The organism is Bradyrhizobium sp. CCH5-F6 (assembly GCF_001556045.1).
Taxonomy (GTDB): Bacteria; Pseudomonadota; Alphaproteobacteria; order Rhizobiales; family Xanthobacteraceae; genus Bradyrhizobium.
This window is the reverse complement of record NZ_LSIC01000073.1, coordinates 138,259-159,180: the sequence shown is the minus strand read 5'-3', so window position 1 is coordinate 159,180 and position 20,922 is coordinate 138,259. Positions and strand designations below refer to the sequence as shown.

24 protein-coding genes are annotated in these 20,922 nt (G+C 65.1%); 14 read left to right on the top strand and 10 right to left on the bottom strand.

Annotated elements, in window-relative coordinates:
- The first annotated feature begins 4 nt into the window (after nucleotides 1-4).
- The 3 genes from AX729_RS13285 to dnaQ are packed head-to-tail and all read left to right on the top strand — an operon-like array spanning nucleotide 5 to nucleotide 1,989.
- Nucleotides 5-613, top strand: coding sequence for a Maf family nucleotide pyrophosphatase (locus AX729_RS13285; protein WP_061023668.1), 609 nt, complete (start codon nucleotides 5-7; stop codon nucleotides 611-613).
- A 23-nt stretch (nucleotides 614-636) separates the two neighbouring features.
- Nucleotides 637-1,236 (top strand): dephospho-CoA kinase, encoded by a 600-nt coding sequence (gene coaE, locus AX729_RS13280; protein ID WP_061023838.1) that lies wholly within the window; start codon nucleotides 637-639, stop codon nucleotides 1,234-1,236.
- A gap of 27 nt (nucleotides 1,237-1,263) precedes the next feature.
- Nucleotides 1,264-1,989 (top strand): DNA polymerase III subunit epsilon, encoded by a 726-nt coding sequence (dnaQ, locus tag AX729_RS13275; protein ID WP_061023666.1) that lies wholly within the window; start codon nucleotides 1,264-1,266, stop codon nucleotides 1,987-1,989.
- Here dnaQ and secB read toward each other — a convergent pair.
- Nucleotides 1,980-2,426, bottom strand: a complete 447-nt coding sequence (gene secB, locus AX729_RS13270) for a protein-export chaperone SecB (protein ID WP_061023664.1) — start codon at nucleotides 2,424-2,426, stop codon at nucleotides 1,980-1,982. The two genes, dnaQ and secB, sit on opposite strands and share 10 nt — an antisense overlap.
- Nucleotides 2,427-2,839: 413 nt before the next feature.
- Here secB and AX729_RS13265 point away from each other — a divergent pair, with 413 nt between their 5' ends.
- The 3 genes from AX729_RS13265 to AX729_RS13255 are packed head-to-tail and all read left to right on the top strand — an operon-like array spanning nucleotide 2,840 to nucleotide 5,656.
- Entirely contained in the window at nucleotides 2,840-3,547 is a 708-nt protein-coding gene (locus AX729_RS13265) for a Tim44/TimA family putative adaptor protein (protein WP_061023662.1), read from the top strand.
- The gene (mltA, locus tag AX729_RS13260) at nucleotides 3,525-5,069 is read left to right on the top strand and encodes a murein transglycosylase A (protein WP_061023660.1); all 1,545 of its coding nucleotides are present in this window, start codon (nucleotides 3,525-3,527) and stop codon (nucleotides 5,067-5,069) included. The genes AX729_RS13265 and mltA overlap by 23 nt, the downstream gene beginning before the upstream one ends.
- Nucleotides 5,066-5,656 (top strand): Smr/MutS family protein, encoded by a 591-nt coding sequence (locus tag AX729_RS13255; protein WP_061023657.1) that lies wholly within the window; start codon nucleotides 5,066-5,068, stop codon nucleotides 5,654-5,656. Before mltA ends, AX729_RS13255 begins: the two co-directional genes overlap by 4 nt.
- 237 nt (nucleotides 5,657-5,893) lie before the next feature.
- Here the strand turns inward: AX729_RS13255 and hslU are convergent, their stop codons facing one another.
- From hslU to hslV, 4 genes are all read right to left on the bottom strand, one after another.
- Nucleotides 5,894-7,198, bottom strand: coding sequence for an ATP-dependent protease ATPase subunit HslU (gene hslU / locus AX729_RS13250; protein WP_061023655.1), 1,305 nt, complete (start codon nucleotides 7,196-7,198; stop codon nucleotides 5,894-5,896).
- Between the two features lie 49 nt (nucleotides 7,199-7,247).
- Nucleotides 7,248-7,880, bottom strand: coding sequence for a DUF2585 domain-containing protein (locus AX729_RS13245; RefSeq protein WP_061023653.1), 633 nt, complete (start codon nucleotides 7,878-7,880; stop codon nucleotides 7,248-7,250).
- Nucleotides 7,877-8,359 (bottom strand): GNAT family N-acetyltransferase, encoded by a 483-nt coding sequence (locus AX729_RS13240; RefSeq protein WP_061023649.1) that lies wholly within the window; start codon nucleotides 8,357-8,359, stop codon nucleotides 7,877-7,879. Before AX729_RS13240 ends, AX729_RS13245 begins: the two co-directional genes overlap by 4 nt.
- Before the next feature lie 189 nt (nucleotides 8,360-8,548).
- A complete protein-coding gene (gene hslV / locus AX729_RS13235; RefSeq protein WP_061023647.1) occupies nucleotides 8,549-9,109 on the bottom strand; it encodes an ATP-dependent protease subunit HslV in 561 nt (186 codons plus the stop codon).
- 197 nt (nucleotides 9,110-9,306) lie between these two features.
- Here hslV and hisB point away from each other — a divergent pair, with 197 nt between their 5' ends.
- From hisB to AX729_RS13195, 8 genes are all read left to right on the top strand, one after another.
- Nucleotides 9,307-9,900, top strand: a complete 594-nt coding sequence (gene hisB / locus AX729_RS13230; RefSeq protein ID WP_061023646.1) for an imidazoleglycerol-phosphate dehydratase HisB — start codon at nucleotides 9,307-9,309, stop codon at nucleotides 9,898-9,900.
- Nucleotides 9,901-9,965: 65 nt separating this feature from the next.
- On the top strand, nucleotides 9,966-10,496 hold the full coding sequence (locus AX729_RS13225; RefSeq protein WP_061023644.1) for a DUF2628 domain-containing protein: 531 nt from the start codon (nucleotides 9,966-9,968) through the stop codon (nucleotides 10,494-10,496).
- Complete coding sequence (gene hisH, locus AX729_RS13220) at nucleotides 10,493-11,143, top strand: imidazole glycerol phosphate synthase subunit HisH (RefSeq protein WP_061023642.1); 651 nt, start codon at nucleotides 10,493-10,495, stop codon at nucleotides 11,141-11,143. The genes AX729_RS13225 and hisH overlap by 4 nt, the downstream gene beginning before the upstream one ends.
- Nucleotides 11,131-11,874 (top strand): 1-(5-phosphoribosyl)-5-[(5-phosphoribosylamino)methylideneamino]imidazole-4-carboxamide isomerase, encoded by a 744-nt coding sequence (hisA, locus tag AX729_RS13215; RefSeq protein WP_197433587.1) that lies wholly within the window; start codon nucleotides 11,131-11,133, stop codon nucleotides 11,872-11,874. Before hisH ends, hisA begins: the two co-directional genes overlap by 13 nt.
- A 10-nt stretch (nucleotides 11,875-11,884) precedes the next feature.
- Entirely contained in the window at nucleotides 11,885-12,658 is a 774-nt protein-coding gene (gene hisF / locus AX729_RS13210; protein WP_061023640.1) for an imidazole glycerol phosphate synthase subunit HisF, read from the top strand.
- A gap of 71 nt (nucleotides 12,659-12,729) precedes the next feature.
- The gene (locus AX729_RS13205) at nucleotides 12,730-13,056 is read left to right on the top strand and encodes a phosphoribosyl-ATP diphosphatase (protein WP_061023638.1); all 327 of its coding nucleotides are present in this window, start codon (nucleotides 12,730-12,732) and stop codon (nucleotides 13,054-13,056) included.
- A 21-nt stretch (nucleotides 13,057-13,077) separates the two neighbouring features.
- The gene (gene coaA, locus AX729_RS13200) at nucleotides 13,078-14,034 is read left to right on the top strand and encodes a type I pantothenate kinase (RefSeq protein WP_061023637.1); all 957 of its coding nucleotides are present in this window, start codon (nucleotides 13,078-13,080) and stop codon (nucleotides 14,032-14,034) included.
- Between the two features lie 103 nt (nucleotides 14,035-14,137).
- A complete protein-coding gene (locus AX729_RS13195; RefSeq protein ID WP_061023636.1) occupies nucleotides 14,138-14,377 on the top strand; it encodes a hypothetical protein in 240 nt (79 codons plus the stop codon).
- A 4-nt stretch (nucleotides 14,378-14,381) separates the two neighbouring features.
- Here AX729_RS13195 and AX729_RS13190 read toward each other — a convergent pair whose 3' ends face one another.
- From AX729_RS13190 to AX729_RS13170, 5 genes are all read right to left on the bottom strand, one after another.
- Nucleotides 14,382-15,440: an AI-2E family transporter gene (locus AX729_RS13190; protein ID WP_061023634.1), complete on the bottom strand. Its 1,059-nt coding sequence runs from the start codon at nucleotides 15,438-15,440 to the stop codon at nucleotides 14,382-14,384.
- A gap of 212 nt (nucleotides 15,441-15,652) precedes the next feature.
- On the bottom strand, nucleotides 15,653-16,282 hold the full coding sequence (locus AX729_RS13185) for a histidine phosphatase family protein (protein WP_061023632.1): 630 nt from the start codon (nucleotides 16,280-16,282) through the stop codon (nucleotides 15,653-15,655).
- Nucleotides 16,283-16,386: 104 nt separating this feature from the next.
- Entirely contained in the window at nucleotides 16,387-18,615 is a 2,229-nt protein-coding gene (locus AX729_RS13180) for an ATP-binding protein (RefSeq protein WP_061023631.1), read from the bottom strand.
- Nucleotides 18,616-18,739: 124 nt separating this feature from the next.
- Entirely contained in the window at nucleotides 18,740-19,207 is a 468-nt protein-coding gene (locus AX729_RS13175; protein WP_061023629.1) for a hypothetical protein, read from the bottom strand.
- A 108-nt stretch (nucleotides 19,208-19,315) separates the two neighbouring features.
- Nucleotides 19,316-20,854, bottom strand: coding sequence for a YifB family Mg chelatase-like AAA ATPase (locus AX729_RS13170; protein WP_061023626.1), 1,539 nt, complete (start codon nucleotides 20,852-20,854; stop codon nucleotides 19,316-19,318).
- Nucleotides 20,855-20,922: the final 68 nt, after the last annotated feature.

Here is a 20,922-nt window from a genome sequence, read left to right as displayed (position 1 = left end):
AGCGATGGGTTTGTGGCTCGGCTCATCTCCGTTAATCCTGGCCTCGCAGAGCAGTGCGCGGAAGATGCTGCTGGCCAATGCCGGGCTCGAATTCAAGGCAATCACGGCCGATATCGACGAACGCGGCATCCAGGCTGCGTCAAGGCTTTCGAATCCGCGCGAGATCGCGCTGCTGCTGGCGCGCGAGAAGGCCAGGGCCGTCTCGGTCCTCCATCCTGGGAGCCACGTGATCGGCGCGGACCAGACGCTGGCTTTGGGCGACCGTCTCTTCAACAAGCCCGCCGGTCGTCCCCAGGCGATGGCACAGCTGCGCGAGCTCGCCGGCAACTGCCACGAGCTGAATTCGGCGGTGGCAGTCGCGCATGACGGAAAGATTGTCTTTGAGGACGTCTCGGTGGCGCGCATGACCATGCGGCAGATGACCGAGGCCGAGCTGTCGGCCTATCTCGGTGCCGCCGGCGACGCAGTGACGACCAGCGTCGGCGCCTATCAGCTCGAGGGCCTCGGCATCCATTTGTTCGAGCGCATCGAGGGCGATCATTTCACCATTCTCGGCCTGCCGCTGCTGCCGCTCCTTGCGTTCCTGCGCCGCGAGCGGCTAGTTGCGGTGTGAACGACAGACATGGCGATGGCTCGATGCGGATCCTTGGACTGACTGGCTCGATCGGGATGGGCAAATCCACCACCGCGAAACTGTTCGCGGAGGCCGGCGTTCCCGTCTACGACGCCGATGCCGCGGTTCATCAACTCTATGAAGGCGAAGCGGCTCCCGCGATCGAGACTGCTTTTCCCGGCACGACCGCGAACGGCAAGGTCGATCGGCAAAAACTGTCGGCCCGCGTGGTGCACGATCCCGCCGCGATCAAGCAGCTCGAGCAGATCGTCCATCCGATGCTCGGCACCTCCCGGCAGAAGTTCTTTGCCGACGCCGAGGCCGCCAACGCGCCGGTCGTGGTGCTCGACATTCCGCTGCTGTTCGAGACCGGCGGCGAGAAGCGGGTAGACGCCGTGGTCGTGGTCTCGACCTCCCCCGAACTGCAGCGCGAGCGGGTGCTGGCGCGGGGCACGATGGACGAGGCAAAACTCGACGCCATCATCGCCAAGCAGATGCCCGATGTCGAGAAGCGCAAGCGCGCCGATTTCGTAGTGGATACGTCGCACGGACTTGAACCGGTGCGGACGCAAATCGCGCACATCCTGGCCGAGGTCGTTAAGATGCCGCAGCGGCGAGCCTGATTCGCCGTCTCACACGGCTCTCAAGACATGCGCGAAATCGTCCTCGACACCGAAACGACCGGCCTTGATCCGCTTCGCGGCGACCGCTTGGTGGAAATCGGCTGCGTCGAGATTCTCAACCGGATGCCGACGGGGCAGAGCTTTCACGTCTACATCAATCCGGAACGGGACATGCCGGCGGAAGCCTTTGCGGTGCACGGCCTGTCGAGCGAATTTCTGGCGACGAAGCCGCTGTTCCACGAAGTCGTCGACGAGTTTCTGGAGTTCATCGGCGACGCGCCGCTGGTGATCCACAACGCCTCGTTCGACATCAGCTTCATCAATGCCGAGCTCGACCGGATCAAGCGCGCGGCGATCCCGCGCGAGCGGCTGGTCGATACCCTGCTGCTGGCCCGGCGCAAGCATCCCGGCGTGTCCAACCGGCTCGACGATCTCTGCTCCCGCTACGCGATCGACAATTCACACCGCACCAAGCACGGCGCGCTGCTGGACGCCGAGCTGCTGGCTGAGGTCTATGTCGATCTGGTTGGGGCCAGGCAGTCGCAGCTGCTGCTGGCGTCGGAATCCGAGGAGATCCGCGTCAGTGCCGGCGGCGATGCGCCGCGGCGACAGCGCCCGGTGCCGCTCGCGCCGCGGATTTCGGATTCCGAGCGCGAAGCCCACCGGGCCTTCATCGCAACGCTCGGCGACAAGGCGATCTGGAACGAGTACCTGCCCGCTCCAGCTGCCGCCGTGGCGGCCGGTCAGGCCTGACCGGCTTGGCCTTGAGCGGCCATTTGCCGCTCCATGTTCTGGCGGGGGAACCCGCCGTCACGCACGGCAGTCGCGATGATCTCCCGGGCGAACGGGAAGAGCAGGCGCGGGCACTCGATCATGACCAGCGGATGGAGGTTCTCCTTCGGCACGTTGGCGATCCGGAACACGCCGGCATAGGCGAGCTCGAACGAGAACATCACCTTGCTGGCGGCCTCAGCCTTGCCCTCGACCGTCAGCGTCACCTCGAACTCCTGTTCGCTGAGGTTGTTGGCGCTGACATTGATCTGGATGTTGATCTGCGGCGGCTGGTTCTGCTGCTGGAGCGAGCTCGGCGCGTTGGGATTTTCGAACGAGAGGTCCTTGGTATATTGCGCCAGCACGTTGAGCTGGGGAGCCTGGGCCGCCTCGGGAGGGGTGCCGTTACCGTTGGTCATGAAAGTCTCTCCTTACCCGATTGGGGCTGAATTTCGCGGCGGTTGGCTAACATAGGGCCGCCTCGTTCCACAAGGACGAACGGTCCCGGAACGGGAATCCGGGCCGCGCCCCGCTCCTTAGACGTTCATCATGCCTTTTACGCGAAATCGGGCCTTAAACGCTTGAAGATGCGCGATTTCCGGGCACGATCGGGTTTCCCCTCAAGCATAAAACGCGCTACACTCACTGCTGTGCCAAAAGGCGCCATTGGCCCGGCAAGATTTCGTGCCTACATCCCCCGGACCAGACGTGGACCCAAATGGCGATGTAGAACTTGCCGTTTCCGTAGGGAACGGTCTACTGGCCGGATTGATTTTCCCGGCAACGACCCCAAAGCGAAGACCCAGAGCAAAGACCAGAAAGCGAATTCGACGTGGACATCTATACCATCATCTTCCTGGCGCTCGCGGTCTTCATCTTTCTGCGGCTGCGCAGCGTGCTGGGGCAGCGCACCGGCAACGAGCGGCCGCCGTTCGATCGAACCGCCGCCCGCAATGCGCTTGGCGGTACCCAGGACAACAACGTCGTGACCATGCCGGGCAAGGTGATCGACCAGGCCCCGCTGGCGCCCACGGCCGAGCCGGTCCCGCCGACCGACCGCTGGAAGGGGCTGGCCGAGCCGGGCACTGCGCTGGCGCAGGGCCTCGATGCCATCCTCGAGAAGGATTCCACCTTCGACCCGCGCCACTTCATTTCGGGCGCCCGCGGCGCCTACGAGATGATCGTGCTGGCTTTCGCCAATGGCGACCGCCGCGCGCTGCGCGACCTGTTGTCGTCGGACGTCTATGAAAGCTTCGACGCCGCGATCAAGGAACGCGAGAAGAACGAACAGAAGACCGAGACGCGTTTCGTCTCGATCGACAAGGCCGAGCTCGTCGGCGCCGAGTTGCGCGACCGTAGCGCCCAGCTCACCGTGCGCTTCGTTTCGCAGATGATCTCGGCCACCCGCGACAAGGCCGGCAACATCGTCGACGGCAGCGCCGACACCGTCGCCGACATCACCGATATCTGGACTTTCGCCCGCGACATCACCTCTCGCGATCCGAACTGGAAGCTGGTTGGCACCGGAAGCGCGAATTAAGGTCTTTCTGAAGACCAGCGCGGCGGCGCTCTGCGCGGGTGCCGTCGCGCTGTCATCGTTTTCGCTCGGCGCCGAGGCGGCACGGCGCCACCATCGCAGTCATCACCATCATCTTCCGCAAAAGCCTGCCGCTCCACCGCGGGCCTTGCCCTATCCGCAGCTCTCCCTGCCGTTCGAAATTCCCGGCGCGCAATATATGCCGTTGGCCTGGGCGGACGTGAAGGGCTGGGACGAGGACAATCATCTTGCCGCCTACAGGACGTTCCGCGCCAGCTGCCGGCCGATCAATGCGCAGAACGGCGCGGCCGATCCCAAGGCCTTCGATCCCAAAGCCTTGGGCACCTCGCTGAGCGAGCCCTGCCGGGCCGCCAAAACGCTCGATCTCACCGACGACGCCAAGGCGAAGACCTTCTTCGAAGAGAATTTTGCGCCGCTGCGCATCTCACGCCTCGGCGAGCCCGACGGCTTTGTCACCGGCTATTACGAGCCGGTGCTGGAGGGATCGCGCACCCAGACCGATGTCTACAACGTGCCGGTCTATCGCCGTCCCTCGAACCTGTTCGTGCGCGGCTACAAGCAGGATTCGCTCAGCCTGCCCAACAAGGGCCCGGTCTATCGCAAGATCGGACGTCGCAAGCTGGTGCCCTATTACGACCGCGGCGAGATCGAGGACGGCAAGATCGCCGGCCGCGGGCTCGAGATTGCCTGGCTCAAGGACCCGACCGATCTTCTGTTCGCCCAGATCCAGGGCTCGGCGCGGATCAAGTTCGAGGACGGCAGCTCGGTTCGGCTCAATTACGACGCCTATAACGGCTATCCCTATACCGCCGTCGGTCGCATCCTGATCGAGCGCGGCATCATCCCGAAAGAGGAGATGTCGATGCAGAAGATCAGGGAGTGGATGGCGCAGAACCCCGAGGGCGCCAAGGAGCTGCGCCGCGCCAACCGTGCCTACATCTTCTTCCGCGAGGTCAACCTCTCCGACAAGGAGGAGGCGGTGGGCGCGCAGGGCATTCCGCTGACGGCCGGCCGCTCGATCGCGGTGGACAAGGCGCTGCATGTCTACGGTACGCCGTTCTTCATCGAGGGCGAGCTGCCGATCGAGTCCGAACGTGCCAAGACGCCGTTCAACCGGCTGATGATCGCGCAGGACACCGGTTCGGCCATCATCGGCCCCGCGCGCGCCGATCTCTTTTTCGGTGCTGGCCAGGAGGCCGGCCGTGTCTCCGGGCGGCTGCGCCATCCCATGCGTTTCGTGATGCTGGTGCCGAAAAGCCTCGATCCCGCCCCGCGCGCCGCGAAGCTGCCGATCCCGGACCCCAGGCCCTCGGAGAAGATCGCAAAGCTGTATCCGCAAACCGATCCGGCAAGGACGGGCACGCCCGCGGCCGCCGCGGCGCAAGGCAAGAACGAAACCTTTGCCATCGCCGGTCCCGTTCCGCTGCCGGTGCCGCGTCCCGCGATCGAGCCCGCTTCGGAGCCGCGGCGGCCGGTGAAGAATCGTCCTCATCGGCAACAATGACGCGATCGTCCCGTCCGCCCGTGCTGGAGCCTCGCCCCTCGCCGCGCCGCCGTGCGCTGAGCGAAGAAGAGCGCGAGCTGTGGGATCTCGTCTCGAAGCAGGTCAAACCGCTCAGGAAGCGGCGCGCGGCAAAGGCGCCGTCCACCCCGCACGCTGAGCCATCACCCGCAGGTCCGTCCGTGCGACCCGCGTCGTCGCCGCGGCCCGTCGCCGCCGCGCCGTCACCGCGCGTGACCAAGCCGTCCGTCCCGCCCCTGGCGCCGCTTGGCAAGCGCGAGCGCACAAAACTTTCGCGCGGCCGCAGCGAGATCGAGGCGCGGCTCGATCTGCATGGCATGACCCAGACGCGCGCCCATCGCGCGTTGGCCGGCTTCCTGCACCGCGCCCATCACGACGGCCTGACCTTCGTGCTCGTCATCACCGGCAAGGGACGCAGCGGCGGCGAGAGCGGCGTGCTCCGCCGCCAGGTGCCGGAATGGCTGAGCCTGCCGGAATTCCGCGCCTTCGTCGTCGGCTTCGAGACCGCCCATATCGGCCACGGCGGCGAGGGTGCGCTGTATGTGCGTATCAGGCGGGCGAGAGGTTAGCGGCTCCACTGCTCTCCCGCTTGCTTGCGGTAGAGGGAGCGCACCGACTCCATGGTTAGGCCAAGTCGCGTCAGAACGGCCGGATGTTTCCGACGCGTGCGCATGCAGCAGGATCAGGATCATGCAGACCGCCCAGTTCGAGATCGAGCGCGAATAATCGAACACCATCCCGAACATCACGAGATAGGCGAGGCCGATTCCGATCAGACGGCGGATAGATAGCGGACTGAAGCAGAATTACAAAATGAACCGGCTCAGATCCGCGTTCTTGGCGAGATCCCCGACGTGCTTCTGCACGAAATCGGCATCGACCCGGACGGTCTCGCCGCTGCGGTCGGGGGCGGTGAAGGAGATCTCGTCCAGCACCCGCTCCATCACGGTCTGGAGCCGCCGGGCGCCGATGTTCTCGACGGTGGAATTGACGGCGACCGCGACGTCGGCCAGCGCGTCGATGGCGCCGTCGGTGATGTCGAGCGTCACGCCCTCGGTTTGCATCAAGGCGACATATTGCTTGATCAGCGAAGCCTCAGGCTCGGTCAGGATGCGGCGCATGTCGTCGCGGGTCAGCGCCTGCAACTCGACGCGGATCGGCAGGCGACCCTGCAATTCCGGCAGCAAGTCGGACGGCTTGGCGACGTGGAAGGCGCCGGAGGCAATGAACAGGATGTGATCGGTCTTGACCGCGCCGTGCTTGGTCGAGACGGTGGTGCCCTCGATCAGCGGCAGCAGATCGCGCTGCACGCCCTCGCGCGAGACGTCGCCGCCCACGCGGCCGTCACGCGCACAGATCTTGTCGATCTCGTCGAGGAACACGATGCCGTTGTTCTCGACCGCACTGATCGCCTCCAGCGTCAGCTGCTCGGTGTCCAGCAGCTTGTCGGATTCCTCGTTGACGAGGATCTCGTGCGAGCTCTCCACCGTCAGCCGCCGTGTCTTGCTGCGGCCCCCCAACTTGCCGAAAATGTCGCCGAGCGAGATCGCGCCCATCTGCGCGCCGGGCATGCCCGGGATCTCGAACATCGGCATGCCGCCGCCGGACGACTGCGTCTCGACCTCGATCTCCTTGTCGTTGAGCTCGCCGGCGCGCAGCTTCTTGCGGAACGATTCCCGCGTCGCCGAGCTCGCATTGGCGCCGACCAAGGCATCGAGCACGCGCTCCTCGGCCGCGAGTTGCGCCCGCGCCTGCACGTCCTTGCGCTTGCGCTCGCGCACCTGGCCGATCGCGACTTCGACGAGGTCGCGGACGATCTGCTCGACGTCCCGGCCGACATAGCCGACCTCGGTGAACTTGGTGGCTTCCACCTTCAGGAACGGCGCGTTTGCGAGCCTTGCCAATCGCCGCGCGATCTCGGTCTTGCCGACGCCGGTGGGACCGATCATCAGAATGTTCTTCGGCAGCACCTCTTCGCGCAAGGAGCCGGTGAGCTGCTGCCGCCGCCAACGGTTGCGCAGCGCGATCGAGACGGCGCGCTTGGCGTCGCCCTGGCCGACGATGAAGCGGTCGAGTTCGGAAACGATTTCGCGGGGAGAGAAGTCTGTCATGTCTGTTTAGCTAGGGCGGGAGGCGGCCAAGGACAAGCCGCATTTTAGGTCAGATGATGGGCGGTCCGGATTGCCATTGTTTCACGGCCTCGATCGGATGGATCAGCATCAGGATGTTGAGCGTCAGATTGTCGCGAATGTGGAGCGCCAGCATGATCTCGAAGGCAAGTCCAAGCAGGACGGTCGCTGTGACTGGCAGTACGCGCGCGACGAGGAACCCCAGGATCATGGCCAGATTGTCCGAGACCGAATTGACGATGCTGTCGCCGTAATAGTCCAGCGAGATCGTGCCGGCGCGGTAGCGCTCGATGATGAGAGGTGAGTTCTCGACGATCTCCCAGGCACCCTCGATCAGCATGGCGACGATCAGCCGGGCCGGCCAGGACAAAGGCAGGAACGGCAGCCGTGCGAACAGCAGCCAGGTCAGGCCGTAGAACAGGAAGCCGTGCAGGACGTGCGAGAATGTGTACCAGTCGGCAATCTGCTGGGAGTTTTCCGAGCTGTTCACCACGCCATGCCAAAGCTTGACGGTGCCGCAGGTGCAGATTGGCACGCGCCCCATCGCGAGCAGGATCGAGGCCTGCAGTGCCAGCAGCAGCAGCGCGATGCCGACCCAGGCGAGCGGCGGAAATGTGGTCTTGGCAGTCGGGGTTTTGGCGGCGGGGGTCGCGGCGAGTGTCATGGCTCTCGAATCATCAGGAGTGCGGGACCGTCGGGCGTGACAATGACATGCTGCGGCACAAATCCGGCTTTCTCATAGGCACGGATCGCGCGGGCATTGGCAGGACTCGGATCGATCACGATGCGCGGCACGCCACGCGCGAAGAGCTGGTCGATGAAGGCGCGGATGAAAGCGGAGCCGTGGCCGCGTCCGAGCATGTCGGCCTCGCCGATGAACTGATCGAGGCCGCGTGTTCCTATCGGCTGCGGACCGAAGCTGAGGTGCCATTCGCCGAGCTGGTAACACTGCAGATAGGCCAGGGGCCGCCCGTCTTTGCTGACGATGAACTGCGCGAGGTCAGGATGATCGAGATCACCGCCGACGAATTCGAGGGTCTCTGGATCATGCCACCATTCGGCGACATGCGGTGCGTCCAGCCACCGCCGGATCAGCGGCATGTCAGCTTTGATCATCGGGCGGAAGGTGTAGGTGGTAATCATCTCGCGACCACGGCGGTGCTGCACGCCCTCTCCCGCTTGCGGGAGAGGGTCGGGGAGAGGGTGTCTCCACGATGGGACAGTCCCCCAGAGGAGACAGCCCCCACCCGGCGCTGCGCGCCGACCTCCCCCGCAAGCGGGAGAGGTTGCACCGACCGTGCGGATGCTCGTTCGGACAAGTGAAGCTCCGCCCTACCCGGTCGCCAGGCTTTCGATCGTGACATTCCGGTTGGTGTAGACGCAGATGTCGGCGGCGATGTCGAGGGAGCGACGGACGATGGTCTCGGCGTCCTTGTCGGTGTCGAGCAGGGCCCGTGCCGCCGCAAGGGCATAGTTGCCGCCGGAGCCGATCGCCATCACGCCGGCCTCGGGCTCGAGCACGTCGCCGGTGCCTGTCAGCACGAGGGAGACGTCCTTGTCGGCGACGATCATCATGGCCTCCAGCCGTCGCAAATAGCGGTCGGTGCGCCAGTCCTTGGCGAGCTCCACGGCCGCCCGGGTCAGCTGCCCCGGATATTGCTCGAGTTTGGCTTCCAGCCGCTCGAAGAGGGTGAAGGCGTCGGCGGTGGCGCCGGCAAAGCCGCCGATCACGTCGCCCTTGCCCAGCTTGCGGACCTTCTTGGCGTTGGACTTGATCACGGTCTGGCCGATCGAGACCTGGCCGTCGCCGCCGACCACCACCTTGCCGCCCTTGCGGACCGTCAAGATCGTGGTGCCGTGCCAGACCGGCGAGCTGTTCTGGGAAGCCTGCATGAATGATCCTCGTTGTCCGACCTGATTTAGGCGGTCGGGGCAAAGGGGACAACCTGGGCACAACGGGCCGTTCCGGCCCTAGATTTCACTCACCATAGGCGGAAGTGCTGGCCTGCCGGAGCGTTCCCGCAGTAGCGAAGGCGTCATTTGGCTGTTAAAAGACCGCCGTTTTCGGCAAACCATAGCGAAAGCTCTCAATGCGCACCGCGACGATCAAGCGCAAGACCAAGGAAACCGACATCGAGGTCTCCGTGAACCTCGATGGCACCGGCGTGGCCAATATCGCGACCGGCATCGGCTTTTTCGACCATATGCTCGATCTCCTCGCCCGCCATTCCCGCATCGACCTCACGGTCAAGGCGGTGGGCGATCTGCACATTGATCATCACCATACCACCGAAGACACCGGCATCGCGCTGGGCCAGGCGGTCAAGCAGGCGCTTGGCAACATGGCGGGCATCACCCGCTATGCCGGCGTGCACATGCCGATGGATGAGACCCTGTCGCGCGTGGTGATCGACATTTCGGGCCGCCCGTTCCTGGTTTTCAAGGCCGACTTCCCCCGCGACAAGATCGGTGAATTCGACACCGAGCTGGTGCGCGAATGGTTCCAGGCCTTCGCCATGAACGCCGGCGTGACTCTCCACGTCGAGACCCTATATGGCGATAACAGCCATCATATCGCCGAGTCCTGCTTCAAGGGTCTGGCGCGGGCGTTGCGTGCGGCGGTTGCGATCGATCCGAAGGCGGCGGGCGAAATCCCGTCCACCAAGGGCTCGCTCGGCGGCTGACATTCCGTCCCGCGGCAAGGCGCGCTGCTTGCGGTATCATTGAATTCAGAGAACGGGGCATCAACATGCCTGTCTACACAGTCCACGCTCCCTTCCCTGGCGGAGCCGATCTGCGCGCGACCGACAAGTTCGTCTTCGTGCGCGACGGCTTCCATTTCTGGGCGATGATCTTCGGTCCGTTCTGGCTGCTGTGGAATCGGCTGTGGCTGGCGCTGATTGGCTGGGTGCTTTTCACGGCCGCGTTCAGCGCGGGGCTGAACAGCCTCGGTGTCGGCCGCAGCTCGGTCGTCTTCGCTAATCTCATCATCGCGCTGCTGATGGGCTTCGAGGCCTCGAGCCTGCGTCGCTGGACCTTGTCGCGCGGCAAGTGGCGGCAGCTCGACGTGGTCGTTGCCGACAATGGCGACACCGCCGAGCGCCGCTTCTTCGAGCGCTGGAGCCAGAAGCAGCACGGCATCGTCAACGATCAATGGGCCATCGATCGTGGCGGCCCGCCGCCGACCCGCAACGCGCCGGGCCAGCAATTTTCGAACCCGCCGCCGATTCCGGCCGGCGGCATCATTGGTTTGTTTCCAGAACCGGGAGGGTCAAGATGAGCGTCGCCATCATCGATTACGGTTCCGGCAACCTGCATTCCGCCGCCAAGGCGTTCGAGCGCGCCGCGCGCAGTCTGGAGATCCCGCAAAAGGTCTTCGTCACCAGCGATCCGGACCAGGCTTACGAGGCTGATCGGCTGGTGCTGCCGGGTGTCGGCGCCTTCGCCGACTGTCGGCGCGGGCTTGATGCCGTCAACGGCATGGTCGAGGCGATCACCGAGGCGGTGCGCGTCAAGGCGCGGCCCTTTTTCGGCATCTGCGTCGGCATGCAGCTGATGGCGAGCCGCGGCAAGGAACATGTTGTCACCGAAGGCCTGAACTGGATCGGCGGTGACGTCGAGAAGATCACCCCGCGCGACGAGAGCCTGAAGATCCCGCACATGGGCTGGAATACGCTCGACGTGCTCAGGGAGCATCCGGTGCTGAACAAGCTGCCGCTCGGCCCCAAGGGCCAGCACGCTTATTTCGTGCACTCCTATCACCTGAACGCCGCAAATGAAGCGGACGTGCTTGCGCGCGCCGATTACGGCGGGCCCGTCACCGCGATCGTCGCGAAGGACACCGCAATCGGAACGCAGTTTCACCCCGAGAAGAGTCAGCGCTTCGGGCTGGCCCTGATCTCGAACTTTTTGCGATGGAAGCCGTGATTCTCTTTCCAGCGATCGACCTGAAGAACGGCCAGTGCGTGCGCCTCGAGCAAGGCGACATGGCGCGCGCGACCGTTTTCAATCTCAATCCCGCAGCGCAGGCGCAGAGCTTTGCCGAGCAGGGCTTTGAGTATCTCCACGTCGTCGACCTCGACGGTGCCTTTGCCGGCAAGCCGGTCAATGCGCAAGCCGTCGAGGCGATGCTGAAGACCATCAAAATCCCGGTGCAGCTCGGCGGCGGCATTCGCGATCTCAAGACCGTCGAAGCCTGGCTCGACAAGGGGATCACCCGCGTCATCATCGGCACCGCCGCGGTGCGCGATCCTGAATTGGTGAAGGCGGCCGCGAAGAAATTCCCCGGCCGCGTCGCGGTCGGACTCGACGCCCGCGACGGCAAGGTCGCGGTCGAAGGCTGGGCCGAGACGTCGCAGGTGACGGTGCTGGAGATCGCGCAGCGTTTCGAGGATGCCGGCGTTGCCGCCATCATATTTACCGACATCGCGCGCGACGGCCTGCTCAAGGGGCTGAACCTCGATGCGACGATCGCGCTGGCGGACAGCATCTCCATCCCCGTGATTGCTTCCGGCGGCCTCGCCTCGATCGAGGACGTCAAGGCGATGCTGACGCCACGCGCAAAAAAGCTCGCCGGTGCGATCGCCGGCCGCGCGCTTTACGACGGCCGGCTCGATCCCGCCGCCGCCCTCACCTTGATCCGCAACGCGCGCGCCTAGGAGACATCGGATGTTCAAGGTGCGCGTGATCCCCTGCCTCGACGTCAAGGATGGCCGCGTCGTCAAGGGCGTCAACTTCGTCGATCTGCGCGATGCCGGCGATCCCGTCGAAGCCGCGATCGCCTATGACGCCGCCGGCGCCGACGAGCTCACCTTCCTCGACATCACCGCGACCCATGAGAACCGCGGCATCATGCTGGACGTCGTCCGGCGCACGGCGGAAGCCTGCTTCATGCCCGTCACCGTCGGCGGCGGCGTGCGCGAGGTCAACGACATCAAGACGCTGCTGCGCGCCGGCGCCGACAAGGTCTCGATCAACAGCGCCGCAGTGGCGCGGCGCGAGTTCGTCAAGGAAGCTGCCGAAAAATTCGGCGAGCAGTGCGTGGTGGTGGCGATCGACGCCAAGCGGGTCAAGCGCCCGGGCGGCGACCGCTGGGAGATCTTCACCCATGGCGGCCGCAACTCGACCGGCATCGATGCCATCGAATATGCCCAGGAAGTGGTCTCGCTCGGTGCCGGCGAAATCCTGCTCACCTCGATGGATCGCGACGGCACCAGGCAGGGGTTCGACATTCCGCTGACCCGTGCGATCGCCGACAGCATTCCCGTTCCCGTGATCGCCTCGGGCGGCGTCGGCAATCTCGACCATCTCGTCGACGGCATCCGCGACGGGCACGCCACGGCCGTGCTGGCCGCCTCGATCTTCCATTTCGGGGAATTCACCATCCGTGAAGCCAAGGAGCACATGGCGCGGCGCGGGTTGCCGATGCGCCTGGATGCCTGACGACTTCGGTTCATAAGAATGCTAGATTGGCGGATGGCCGCCGTGGCCCTGTGCGTTTCCGAGTAAGTCCGATGCCGCGTTTCACGATCCACGATCTGGCCGAGACCATCGACGCCCGCGCGGCTTCAGGTGGCGAAGCGTCCTATACCCGCAAGCTCCTCGACAAGGGCGCCGAGCATTGCGCCAAGAAGTTCGGCGAAGAAGCAGTCGAAACCGTAATCGCTGCAGTCGAAAACGATCGCGCGCATCTGATCGCCGAAAGTGCCGATCTCCTCTATCATTTCCTTGTGCTGCTGAAGGCTCGCGGCGTAAAGCTGGAAGAGGTCGAAGCCGCGCTGGACAAGCGCACGAATATGTCAGGGTTGGAAGAGAAGGCGTCGCGCAAGAGCGGCAGCTAGCCGAAGTGGAGAGGTCGCGTCATGGATATCCGCGCACCCGAGCAGCAGTATAATCCATATCGCGTCTATACGCGCGAGCAGTGGGCGCGCCTTCGCGACGACACACCGATGACTCTGGAGCCGGGCGAGTTCGACCGGCTGCGCTCGCTGCACGACCGCCTCGATCTCCAGGAAGTCGAGGACATCTATCTTCCGCTGTCGCGCCTGTTGTCGATCTATGTCGACGCCATGCAGCGCCTGTATTACGCAGAGCGCCAGTTCCTCAACATCCGCGATCGCAAGGTGCCCTACATCATCGGCGTCGCAGGCTCGGTTGCGGTCGGGAAATCCACCACGGCACGTGTGCTTCAGGCGCTGCTGGCGCGCTGGTCGCCGCGGCCGAAGGTCGAACTGATCACAACTGACGGATTTCTCTATCCCAACGCGGTGCTCGAACGGCACGGCATGATGCAGAAGAAGGGTTTTCCGGAGAGCTACGATCTGCCGCTGCTGCTCAGCTTCCTCTCCGACATCAAGGCCGGCCGCCGCCATGTGCGCGCGCCGGTCTATTCGCATCTGACCTATGACATCGTGCCGAACCAGTGGGCCGAGATCGACCAGCCCGACATCCTGATCGTCGAGGGCGTCAACGTGCTGCAAACCGGCAAGCTGCCGCGCGACGGCAAGGCAGTGCCCGTGGTCTCCGACTTCTTCGATTTCTCGGTCTACATCGATGCCGACGAGGTGGCACTGCGGCAATGGTACATCAAGCGCTTCCTGGCGTTGCGCGACACCGCCTTCACCAATCCAAAGTCCTATTTCAACCGCTACGCGCTGCTGTCCGACGAGGAAGCCACCGCCACTGCGATCGCGATCTGGGAACGCACCAATCTCGCCAATCTCGAGGACAACATCCTGCCGACGCGTCCCCGCGCGACGCTGATCCTGAAGAAGGGCGCCGACCACACGGTGGAGAGCGTGGCGCTCAGGCGGCTATGATCGCGCCGTGAACGTGGCGCTGGCCGGTTCGAGCAAGGTATCTTTTGTAGCAGACCTGCGATGGCCATTCCGCTATTCCTTGGGAAACGGCAGGAAAGGCAACATGGTTGATCGTCTCAGAAGCGCGGCCGAGCAGCTCGAAGCACCGACCTGCCCGGACTGTCACATCGAGATGAAGTGGTTCCGTTCCGAGTTGCTCGCGGACGAGCCGACCCCGATCATCGCGCATCTCTTCGTATGCCCGCACTGCAAGCGCGCGGCCAAGGCAGACACCATCTTCCGGGGCACTCAGACGCCACCCGAGAAGCTCTCTGCGCCGCGCTTTGTCGCCTATGCCGTATGAGAGGTCATTTCCGGATCTCTTTTTGCATCTTCGAGCCGATGTAAATCTGCCAGGCCGTTAGAAACATTGCGGCGACGAGGGGGCCGATGACGAAGCCGTTCGCTCCAAAGGCCGCAAGGCCGCCCAGGGTGGCGATCAGCACGACATAGCTCGGCATCTGGATCGACTGGCCGACCAGGATCGGGCGGAGAAAATTGTCCGCCAGGCCGATCACGAAAGTCCCGAAGGCGAGCAGGATGATGCCCTTCGTGACTGCGCCTGCCACAAGCAAATAGAGTGCGACCGGAGCCCAGACCAGCGCGGAGCCGAGCACGGGCAGGAGTGAAAGCAGCGCCATGAGGGCGCCCGCCAGCAGGGGCGCAGTCAAGCCGAGCAGCCAGAAAATCAGCCCGCCAAGCGCTCCCTGAATCAGGGCGACGAGCACGATCCCCTTGATCGTCCCCCGAACGGCGAGAATGAACGCATTCAAGATCTCTGCGGTGTGGCTCGGGCGCAGCGGGAGCGCGTCGCGGATGCGTGCGTTGAGCTCGTCACCGTCGCGCAGCAGGAAGAACAGCAGGTAAAGCATCACGAGCAGGCTCGCGACGAACTCCAGCGTCAACTGGCCGATGTTGAACGCATGCCCGGCGATCTGTTGGCCGGCCGGGACGACCAGACCCGATAGCCGCTCCCTCAGGGCCGAAAGATCGATACTGGCCAGCCGATCCGAAATCGAAGCAGCCCAGCCGGGCAGCGCCGATTTCAGCTGCTGCAGAGGATGCTCGAAACTGATCTCCCCGTTCTGAACGCGCTGATAAAGCTCGCCACCCTGGTCGATGAGCGAAGCGATGACGATCGCCACGGGGATCAGGACCATGACGATCACGACGACGACAGTGAACAATGCGGCAAGGTTGTGCTTTCCCGGGAGGGTTTCCAGGGCGCGCCGATAGAGGGGTGCAAAGATGATGGCCAGCAGGATGGCCCACAATAATGCGCCAAAGAACGGCCAAAGCACCCACGCGAACGCAATGGAGATCGCGGCAAGCAAGATGAGGAATGAGCGGTCTTCTGATGTTCTCACGCGTTCGCCAGCTTTCAGTTGCTATCCACGGAAGGTTGGTATCACAGGACTGCGGCGGAGCGGCAAGTCATGCCGGGCCAATCGCCCGCCAACGACGCGGCCGCGCTCGCAATGCCGGTTTGCCAATACGCCGCCGCGAGATGCGTTCCGCGCATTATGGAATTGAGAAAGTCTGCTCTATGCCGCCGGCAGTCCGGGCCGGGTGCCGGCCCTCACTTGCCGGCTTTTGCGTTCCAGTCGGCGAGCTTGATCCGCCCTGCAAAGGTGGCGGGACCCGAGCTGCTGGCCTTGTAGACGAAGGCTTCGCCTTCCTGCACATCGCCGGCTTCCTTGCCAAAGGCATCGGCAACGTTGGTCTTGTGGGTCACCAGGAAGGTGTTGGTGCCGGTCTTCGGCGGCGCATCGACGAGCTGCCGCACGGCCTGCCCGGCCTTTGCATTGGCGCCGGTCGGGTTTGCCATGCCCGACGCGCTGGCATTGCTGCTGTCGGTGAGCGCATCGACCGGCGTGACCTCGCGGCCGGAGATCAGCTTGCCGGTCTCGACCGCGCGGTTAAGCCGACTGCTGTAGACATCGCCGATCGGAATCGCGAGGTCCTTGACCGCCGTTCCGATCTGGCGCGCCATGTCCCTGCCCTTTTCGCTGAGCTGACGCTGCGCGCTCATGTCGTCGAACTTGAAGGGGTAGACGTCCTTCTGGCTATCGTCGGTGGCGGTGTGTCGGAAGATCAGGACGTAACCGCCCTGCTTCAGCGATGTGATGAGTTCCGGCGTATCGGCCGCAGCGTGCTGGGAAAATCCGGCGAGAAAAACAACGAGAGCGAGGCGGGAAAGCACGTTCATGCACAAAATCCTCTGTTGCAAAATGCCCCCGGAGGATGGTGACGCGCAACGCGCTGGATTTCAATTGTCGATTGCTGCCGAGCCAGAGTTCCCTTGGACCCTGGTCAGACCGCCGGGTGCCGTGACGCGGCCAGCCCGGCCAGCGCCTCGTCCAGCTTCTCCCGGTCGAGCGGCTTGATCAGGAAGCCGTTCATTCCGGCTTCGAAGCAGGCATAGCGGTCTTCGGCCAGCGTATTGGCGGTGAGCGCCAGGATCGGCGTGTGCTGGCGACCCGTGGCTGCCTCGTGCGCGCGGATGCGTTTCGTCGTCTCGATGCCGTCGAGCTGCGGCATCTGGATGTCCATCAGAACGAGGTCATAGGGCGTGCCGGCCGATGACGCCGCGAGCCAGGATTCCAGCGCCGCCTCGCCATGGACGGCGATGACGACGCGGTGGCCGAGCTTGGTCAGCAGCGAGCGCATCAAGAGCGCATTGATCTCATTGTCCTCGGCGACGAGGATCGACAGGCCTTTCGGCGGCGCTCCTCCTTCCGAGGATTCAGCCAGCGGTTCGGGCGCGAGATCGGGCGAAGGAACCTCCGGCGTCAGCGCCAGACGTGCGGCGAGCGAGGCGGCGCGCAGCGGCTTGATCAGAAAGCCGGTGAAGGCTGGCGACAGCTTCTCGTGGCGCGAGCTCGACGTCAGCAGCACCAGGCGCTGTAGTGCATGCGTCAGTGCCGCCTCGCTTAGACGGTCGGCGACGGCAGCACCGATCGCGCGATCGATGAGGACCGCGTGCCACGAGCGTTCCGGCAGAAGTGCTTCGGCGACCGCCGCATCCCCAACCATGCAGATCTGGCCGCCCCAGCGCTCAAGGCGTCGTGCGATCAACGAGGCCTCGATGCCGTCGGCGACGAGGAGCATCGACTTGCCGGTGAGATCGGGGCTCGGAAATGCCGTCTGTCCGGCGCTGGCCTGCGACGGCGGAAGCGGCACCGCGACCTCGAAGGTCGAGCCCCTGCCCGGCTCGCTCGTGAGCGTGATCCGTCCGCCCATGCGCTTGACGATGCGCTCGCTGATGGCAAGGCCGAGTCCGGTGCCGCCATAGGTGCGGGCGACGCGCTCGTCGGCCTGCTCGAACTCACGAAAGATGCGCTGCTGCGCGTCCGGTGCGATGCCGATGCCGGTATCGCGGACCAGGAAGCTGATCTCGTTCGGCCAGATGCCGGGCTCGACGATCAGCGCAACGCCGCCGTGCGCGGTGAACTTGATGGCGTTGCCGGCGAGGTTGAGCAGCACCTGGCGCAGCCGCGCGGCGTCGCCGACCACCTCGAGCGGCAGGCGCTCGTCGACATAGGCGGCGATCTCGAGCGTCTTCGCCTGTGCGCGCGGCGCGAGCAGCTCGGTGATCTCCTCGACCAGGGCCGAAAGCGCGAAGGGACGCTGATCGAGGTCGAGCTTGCCGGCCTCGATCTTGGAATAGTCGAGCAGTTCCTCGATCAGCGCCATCAAGGCTTCGCCCGAAGTTTTCACCGCCCTGGCATAGGTCGCCTGCTCCGGCGTCAGTGTGGTGTCGAGCAGGAGGCCGCCCATGCCGATGATGCCGTTGAGTGGCGTGCGGATCTCGTGCGAGGCCATCGCGAGGAAACGCGACTTGGCGCGGTTGGCGGTATCGGCCTGGTCGCGGGCGTCGGCCAGTGCGCGTTCGGTCTCGGTCCGGTCGGTGACGTCGCGTCCGACGCTCTGCAATTCGGCGGGCTGGCCGGCATCGCGCCGGACATAGCCCTCGCGCCAGGCGATCCAGCGCGCGCCGAGCGGGGTTGCGATCTTCTGGTCGTGGACGCGGGTGCCGCTGCTCTCGCGAGCGCTGTCGCCCTGTTCCAGCACGTCGAAATCAAAGCGCGTGCCGACCAGCGCGCTTCGCGGCTGTCCCGCGAGTGCGCAATAGGGCTCGTTGGCGAAGGTGATGCACCCGTTCGTGTCGCGCAGCACGATCAGGTCGCCCTGCTGTTCGAACAGGCTGCGGGCACGCTCCTCGGCTTCCTTCAGCTCCCAATTGCGGTCGATCAGCGCCTCGTTGTGGGCGGCGAGCGCACGCAGCCGCTTGTTGACGAAGCGCAGCCGCATGCTCAGCGTCGCAAGGCCGAGACAGGCGAGCGCGAACAGGAAGCTCGCACCGATCGCAAACGCATTCGGATCGTAGCCGGAATTCTCGGAGCGGCTGCCGGAGACGAAACCATAGGCGGCGCCGAACGTCGCCGAGAAGATCATGAAGGAGCGGATCGCGAAGGCCAGCCTGGGATGCTGCCGCCTGAAGCGGCGCATGCGCACCTTGATCCGGAACGTCCGACCCATCGCCACCGATCCCGACCTTTTCCTCAAAACCTGTGATGCCGCATGCGACGATGTCGCGTCGACCTTGCGAACAGTTTGCGGCTTGGCGGCCGCCTCCAAACAGGGTTGACGGAATGTTAACGGCTCAGAGCGAGGCGGCCTGGAGGTGACGGTGGCCGCCGCGGGCGCCCACGATCAGCGCCGCCGCCTCGCGCTGCGAGAACGTCTTCGAGCGCACATAGATGCGATAATCCGCCGGTCCCTCGCTGGAGAGATAGATCACCTGGCCGCCATCGACCGGCTCAGCGGCAATCGAGACGAGACGCCGCGACGGATTGGCCTGGCAGGAGTCCGGCTCGGAACCGATGCCGTCGTCCACCACGGTGAAGTCCGCTGTGTCTGCGTCCTCGGTGATCTGGACCCGTACCGTGGCCCGCGCGGGATCGTCGGTGAAGGCGACATGCACGCCGGCGGTCCAGAACAGGGAGGTGAGCTCGACCGATGTCTCGCCGAGCGCGATGCAGGGCTGCGAGACCGATCCGATCTCGGCGCGGGCGAACACCGCAGCCGCCAACAGGGGAACAACCGAGGCCAGGATCTTGAGACGCAACATGACACTCTACTCGCCCGGCCCCAGGGAACTCACAACCGAAACTCGCGGGCCTTATGGTTTGCAGAGCGTAAAGGAAACTCGTTACCGCCGGGTTGACGCGCGGAATGATCAGGCCATCTGCCGCACATCCTCCGCGAGCGCGCGGTAGGACAGCGCTTCTGCGAGATGCAGGCGGCCGATCTTGTCGGCGTGATCGAGGTCGGCCAGGGTGCGCGCCACCCGCAGCACGCGGTGATAGCCGCGCGCCGACAGCCGCATGGTCTCGGCGGCATCGCGCAGCAGCTTTTGGCCTTGCGCATCCGGCTTTGCGATCTCCTCCAGCACCGAGGCGGGCGCCTCCGCATTGGTGCGAATGTGGGGCAAGCCTGCAGCCGCATAGCGCGCGAGCTGGATGTCGCGCGCCGCGGCCACGCGCGCCGCGACCTCGGCCGAGCCTTCGGCGGGCGGCGGCAGGATCAGGTCCGCCGCGGTCACGGCCGGCACCTCGATGCGCAGATCGATGCGGTCCATGAGGGGACCCGAGATCCGCGCCTGATAGTCGCCGGTGCAGCGATCGATGCGGCCGCGCTTGCAGGCATAGCCGGGCTCGAACGCATTTCCGCAGCGGCAGGGGTTCATCGCGGCGACCAGCATGAAGCGGGCAGGATAGGTGACGCGGTGATTGGCGCGCGACACTGCGACCTCGCCGTTCTCCAGTGGCTGGCGCAGCGAATCCAGCACGCGCGGATCGAACTCCGGCAATTCGTCGAGGAACAGCACGCCCTGATGCGCCAGCGAGATCTCGCCGGGCCTGGCGCGCATGCCGCCGCCCGTCAGCGCGGCCATGCTGGCGGAGTGATGCGGCGAGCGGAACGGCCGCCGCGCCGTCAGCGCGCCGCCTTCGATCTCGCCGGCGACAGAGGCGATCATCGACACCTCGAGCAGCTCGCCCGGGGAGAGCGGCGGCAGGATCGAGGGCAGGCGCGCCGCAAGCATCGATTTGCCGGCGCCGGGCGCGCCGATCATGAGGAGGTGATGGCCGCCGGCGGCCGCGATCTCCAGAGCGCGCTTGGCGCTTTCCTGGCCCTTGATGTCGCGCAGGTCGAGCGTGGAGGCGGCGGCCTCATGCACCTTCGGCGAGGGCCGCGACAGCACCTGCGTGCCCTTGAAATGGTTGGCGATCTGGATCAGCGAGCTCGCCGCGATGATCTGGATGTCCGGGCTCGCCCACGCCGCCTCGGAGCCGCAGGCTGCGGGGCAGATCAGCCCTTCCTCGCGTGCATTGGCGCCGATCGCGGCGGGAAGAACGCCGGCCACCGGCGCGATCGAGCCGTCGAGGCCGAGCTCGCCGAGAACGGTGAAGCCGGCCAGCGCATCCGGCGGGATCGCGCCGATCGCCGCCATCAGGCCAAGCGCGATCGGCAGGTCGTAATGGCTGCCTTCCTTGGGCAGATCGGCCGGTGCCAGGTTCACGATGATGCGTCGCGCCGGCAGCGCCAGCCCCGAGGCGATCAGCGCCGAACGCACCCGCTCGCGCGCCTCGGACACCGCCTTGTCCGGCAGGCCGACGATGGCGAAGGCCGGCAGGCCAGGGGCGACCTGCACCTGCACGTCGACCGCGCGGGCCTCGATCCCCTCAAAGGCGACGGTGGAAACCCGTTGAACCATGCTCGAAACAGCCTGCCCTCTTTGCACAATCGAGGGTAGCAGAGCGAGACAGTCCTTGGCAAGAACAA

Coding starts and splice junctions, on each gene's coding strand:
- AX729_RS13285 (WP_061023668.1), top strand. CDS start 5: ATGGGTTTGTGGCTCGGCTCATCTCCGTTAATCCTGGCCTCGCAGAGC.
- coaE (WP_061023838.1), top strand. CDS start 637: ATGCGGATCCTTGGACTGACTGGCTCGATCGGGATGGGCAAATCCACC.
- dnaQ (WP_061023666.1), top strand. CDS start 1,264: ATGCGCGAAATCGTCCTCGACACCGAAACGACCGGCCTTGATCCGCTT.
- secB (WP_061023664.1), bottom strand. CDS start 2,426: ATGACCAACGGTAACGGCACCCCTCCCGAGGCGGCCCAGGCTCCCCAG.
- AX729_RS13255 (WP_061023657.1), top strand. CDS start 5,066: ATGACGCGATCGTCCCGTCCGCCCGTGCTGGAGCCTCGCCCCTCGCCG.
- hslU (WP_061023655.1), bottom strand. CDS start 7,198: ATGACAGACTTCTCTCCCCGCGAAATCGTTTCCGAACTCGACCGCTTC.
- AX729_RS13245 (WP_061023653.1), bottom strand. CDS start 7,880: ATGACACTCGCCGCGACCCCCGCCGCCAAAACCCCGACTGCCAAGACC.
- AX729_RS13240 (WP_061023649.1), bottom strand. CDS start 8,359: ATGATTACCACCTACACCTTCCGCCCGATGATCAAAGCTGACATGCCG.
- hslV (WP_061023647.1), bottom strand. CDS start 9,109: ATGCAGGCTTCCCAGAACAGCTCGCCGGTCTGGCACGGCACCACGATC.
- hisB (WP_061023646.1), top strand. CDS start 9,307: ATGCGCACCGCGACGATCAAGCGCAAGACCAAGGAAACCGACATCGAG.
- AX729_RS13225 (WP_061023644.1), top strand. CDS start 9,966: ATGCCTGTCTACACAGTCCACGCTCCCTTCCCTGGCGGAGCCGATCTG.
- hisH (WP_061023642.1), top strand. CDS start 10,493: ATGAGCGTCGCCATCATCGATTACGGTTCCGGCAACCTGCATTCCGCC.
- hisA (WP_197433587.1), top strand. CDS start 11,131: ATGGAAGCCGTGATTCTCTTTCCAGCGATCGACCTGAAGAACGGCCAG.
- hisF (WP_061023640.1), top strand. CDS start 11,885: ATGTTCAAGGTGCGCGTGATCCCCTGCCTCGACGTCAAGGATGGCCGC.
- AX729_RS13205 (WP_061023638.1), top strand. CDS start 12,730: ATGCCGCGTTTCACGATCCACGATCTGGCCGAGACCATCGACGCCCGC.
- coaA (WP_061023637.1), top strand. CDS start 13,078: ATGGATATCCGCGCACCCGAGCAGCAGTATAATCCATATCGCGTCTAT.
- AX729_RS13195 (WP_061023636.1), top strand. CDS start 14,138: ATGGTTGATCGTCTCAGAAGCGCGGCCGAGCAGCTCGAAGCACCGACC.
- AX729_RS13185 (WP_061023632.1), bottom strand. CDS start 16,282: ATGAACGTGCTTTCCCGCCTCGCTCTCGTTGTTTTTCTCGCCGGATTT.
- AX729_RS13180 (WP_061023631.1), bottom strand. CDS start 18,615: ATGGGTCGGACGTTCCGGATCAAGGTGCGCATGCGCCGCTTCAGGCGG.
- AX729_RS13175 (WP_061023629.1), bottom strand. CDS start 19,207: ATGTTGCGTCTCAAGATCCTGGCCTCGGTTGTTCCCCTGTTGGCGGCT.
- AX729_RS13170 (WP_061023626.1), bottom strand. CDS start 20,854: ATGGTTCAACGGGTTTCCACCGTCGCCTTTGAGGGGATCGAGGCCCGC.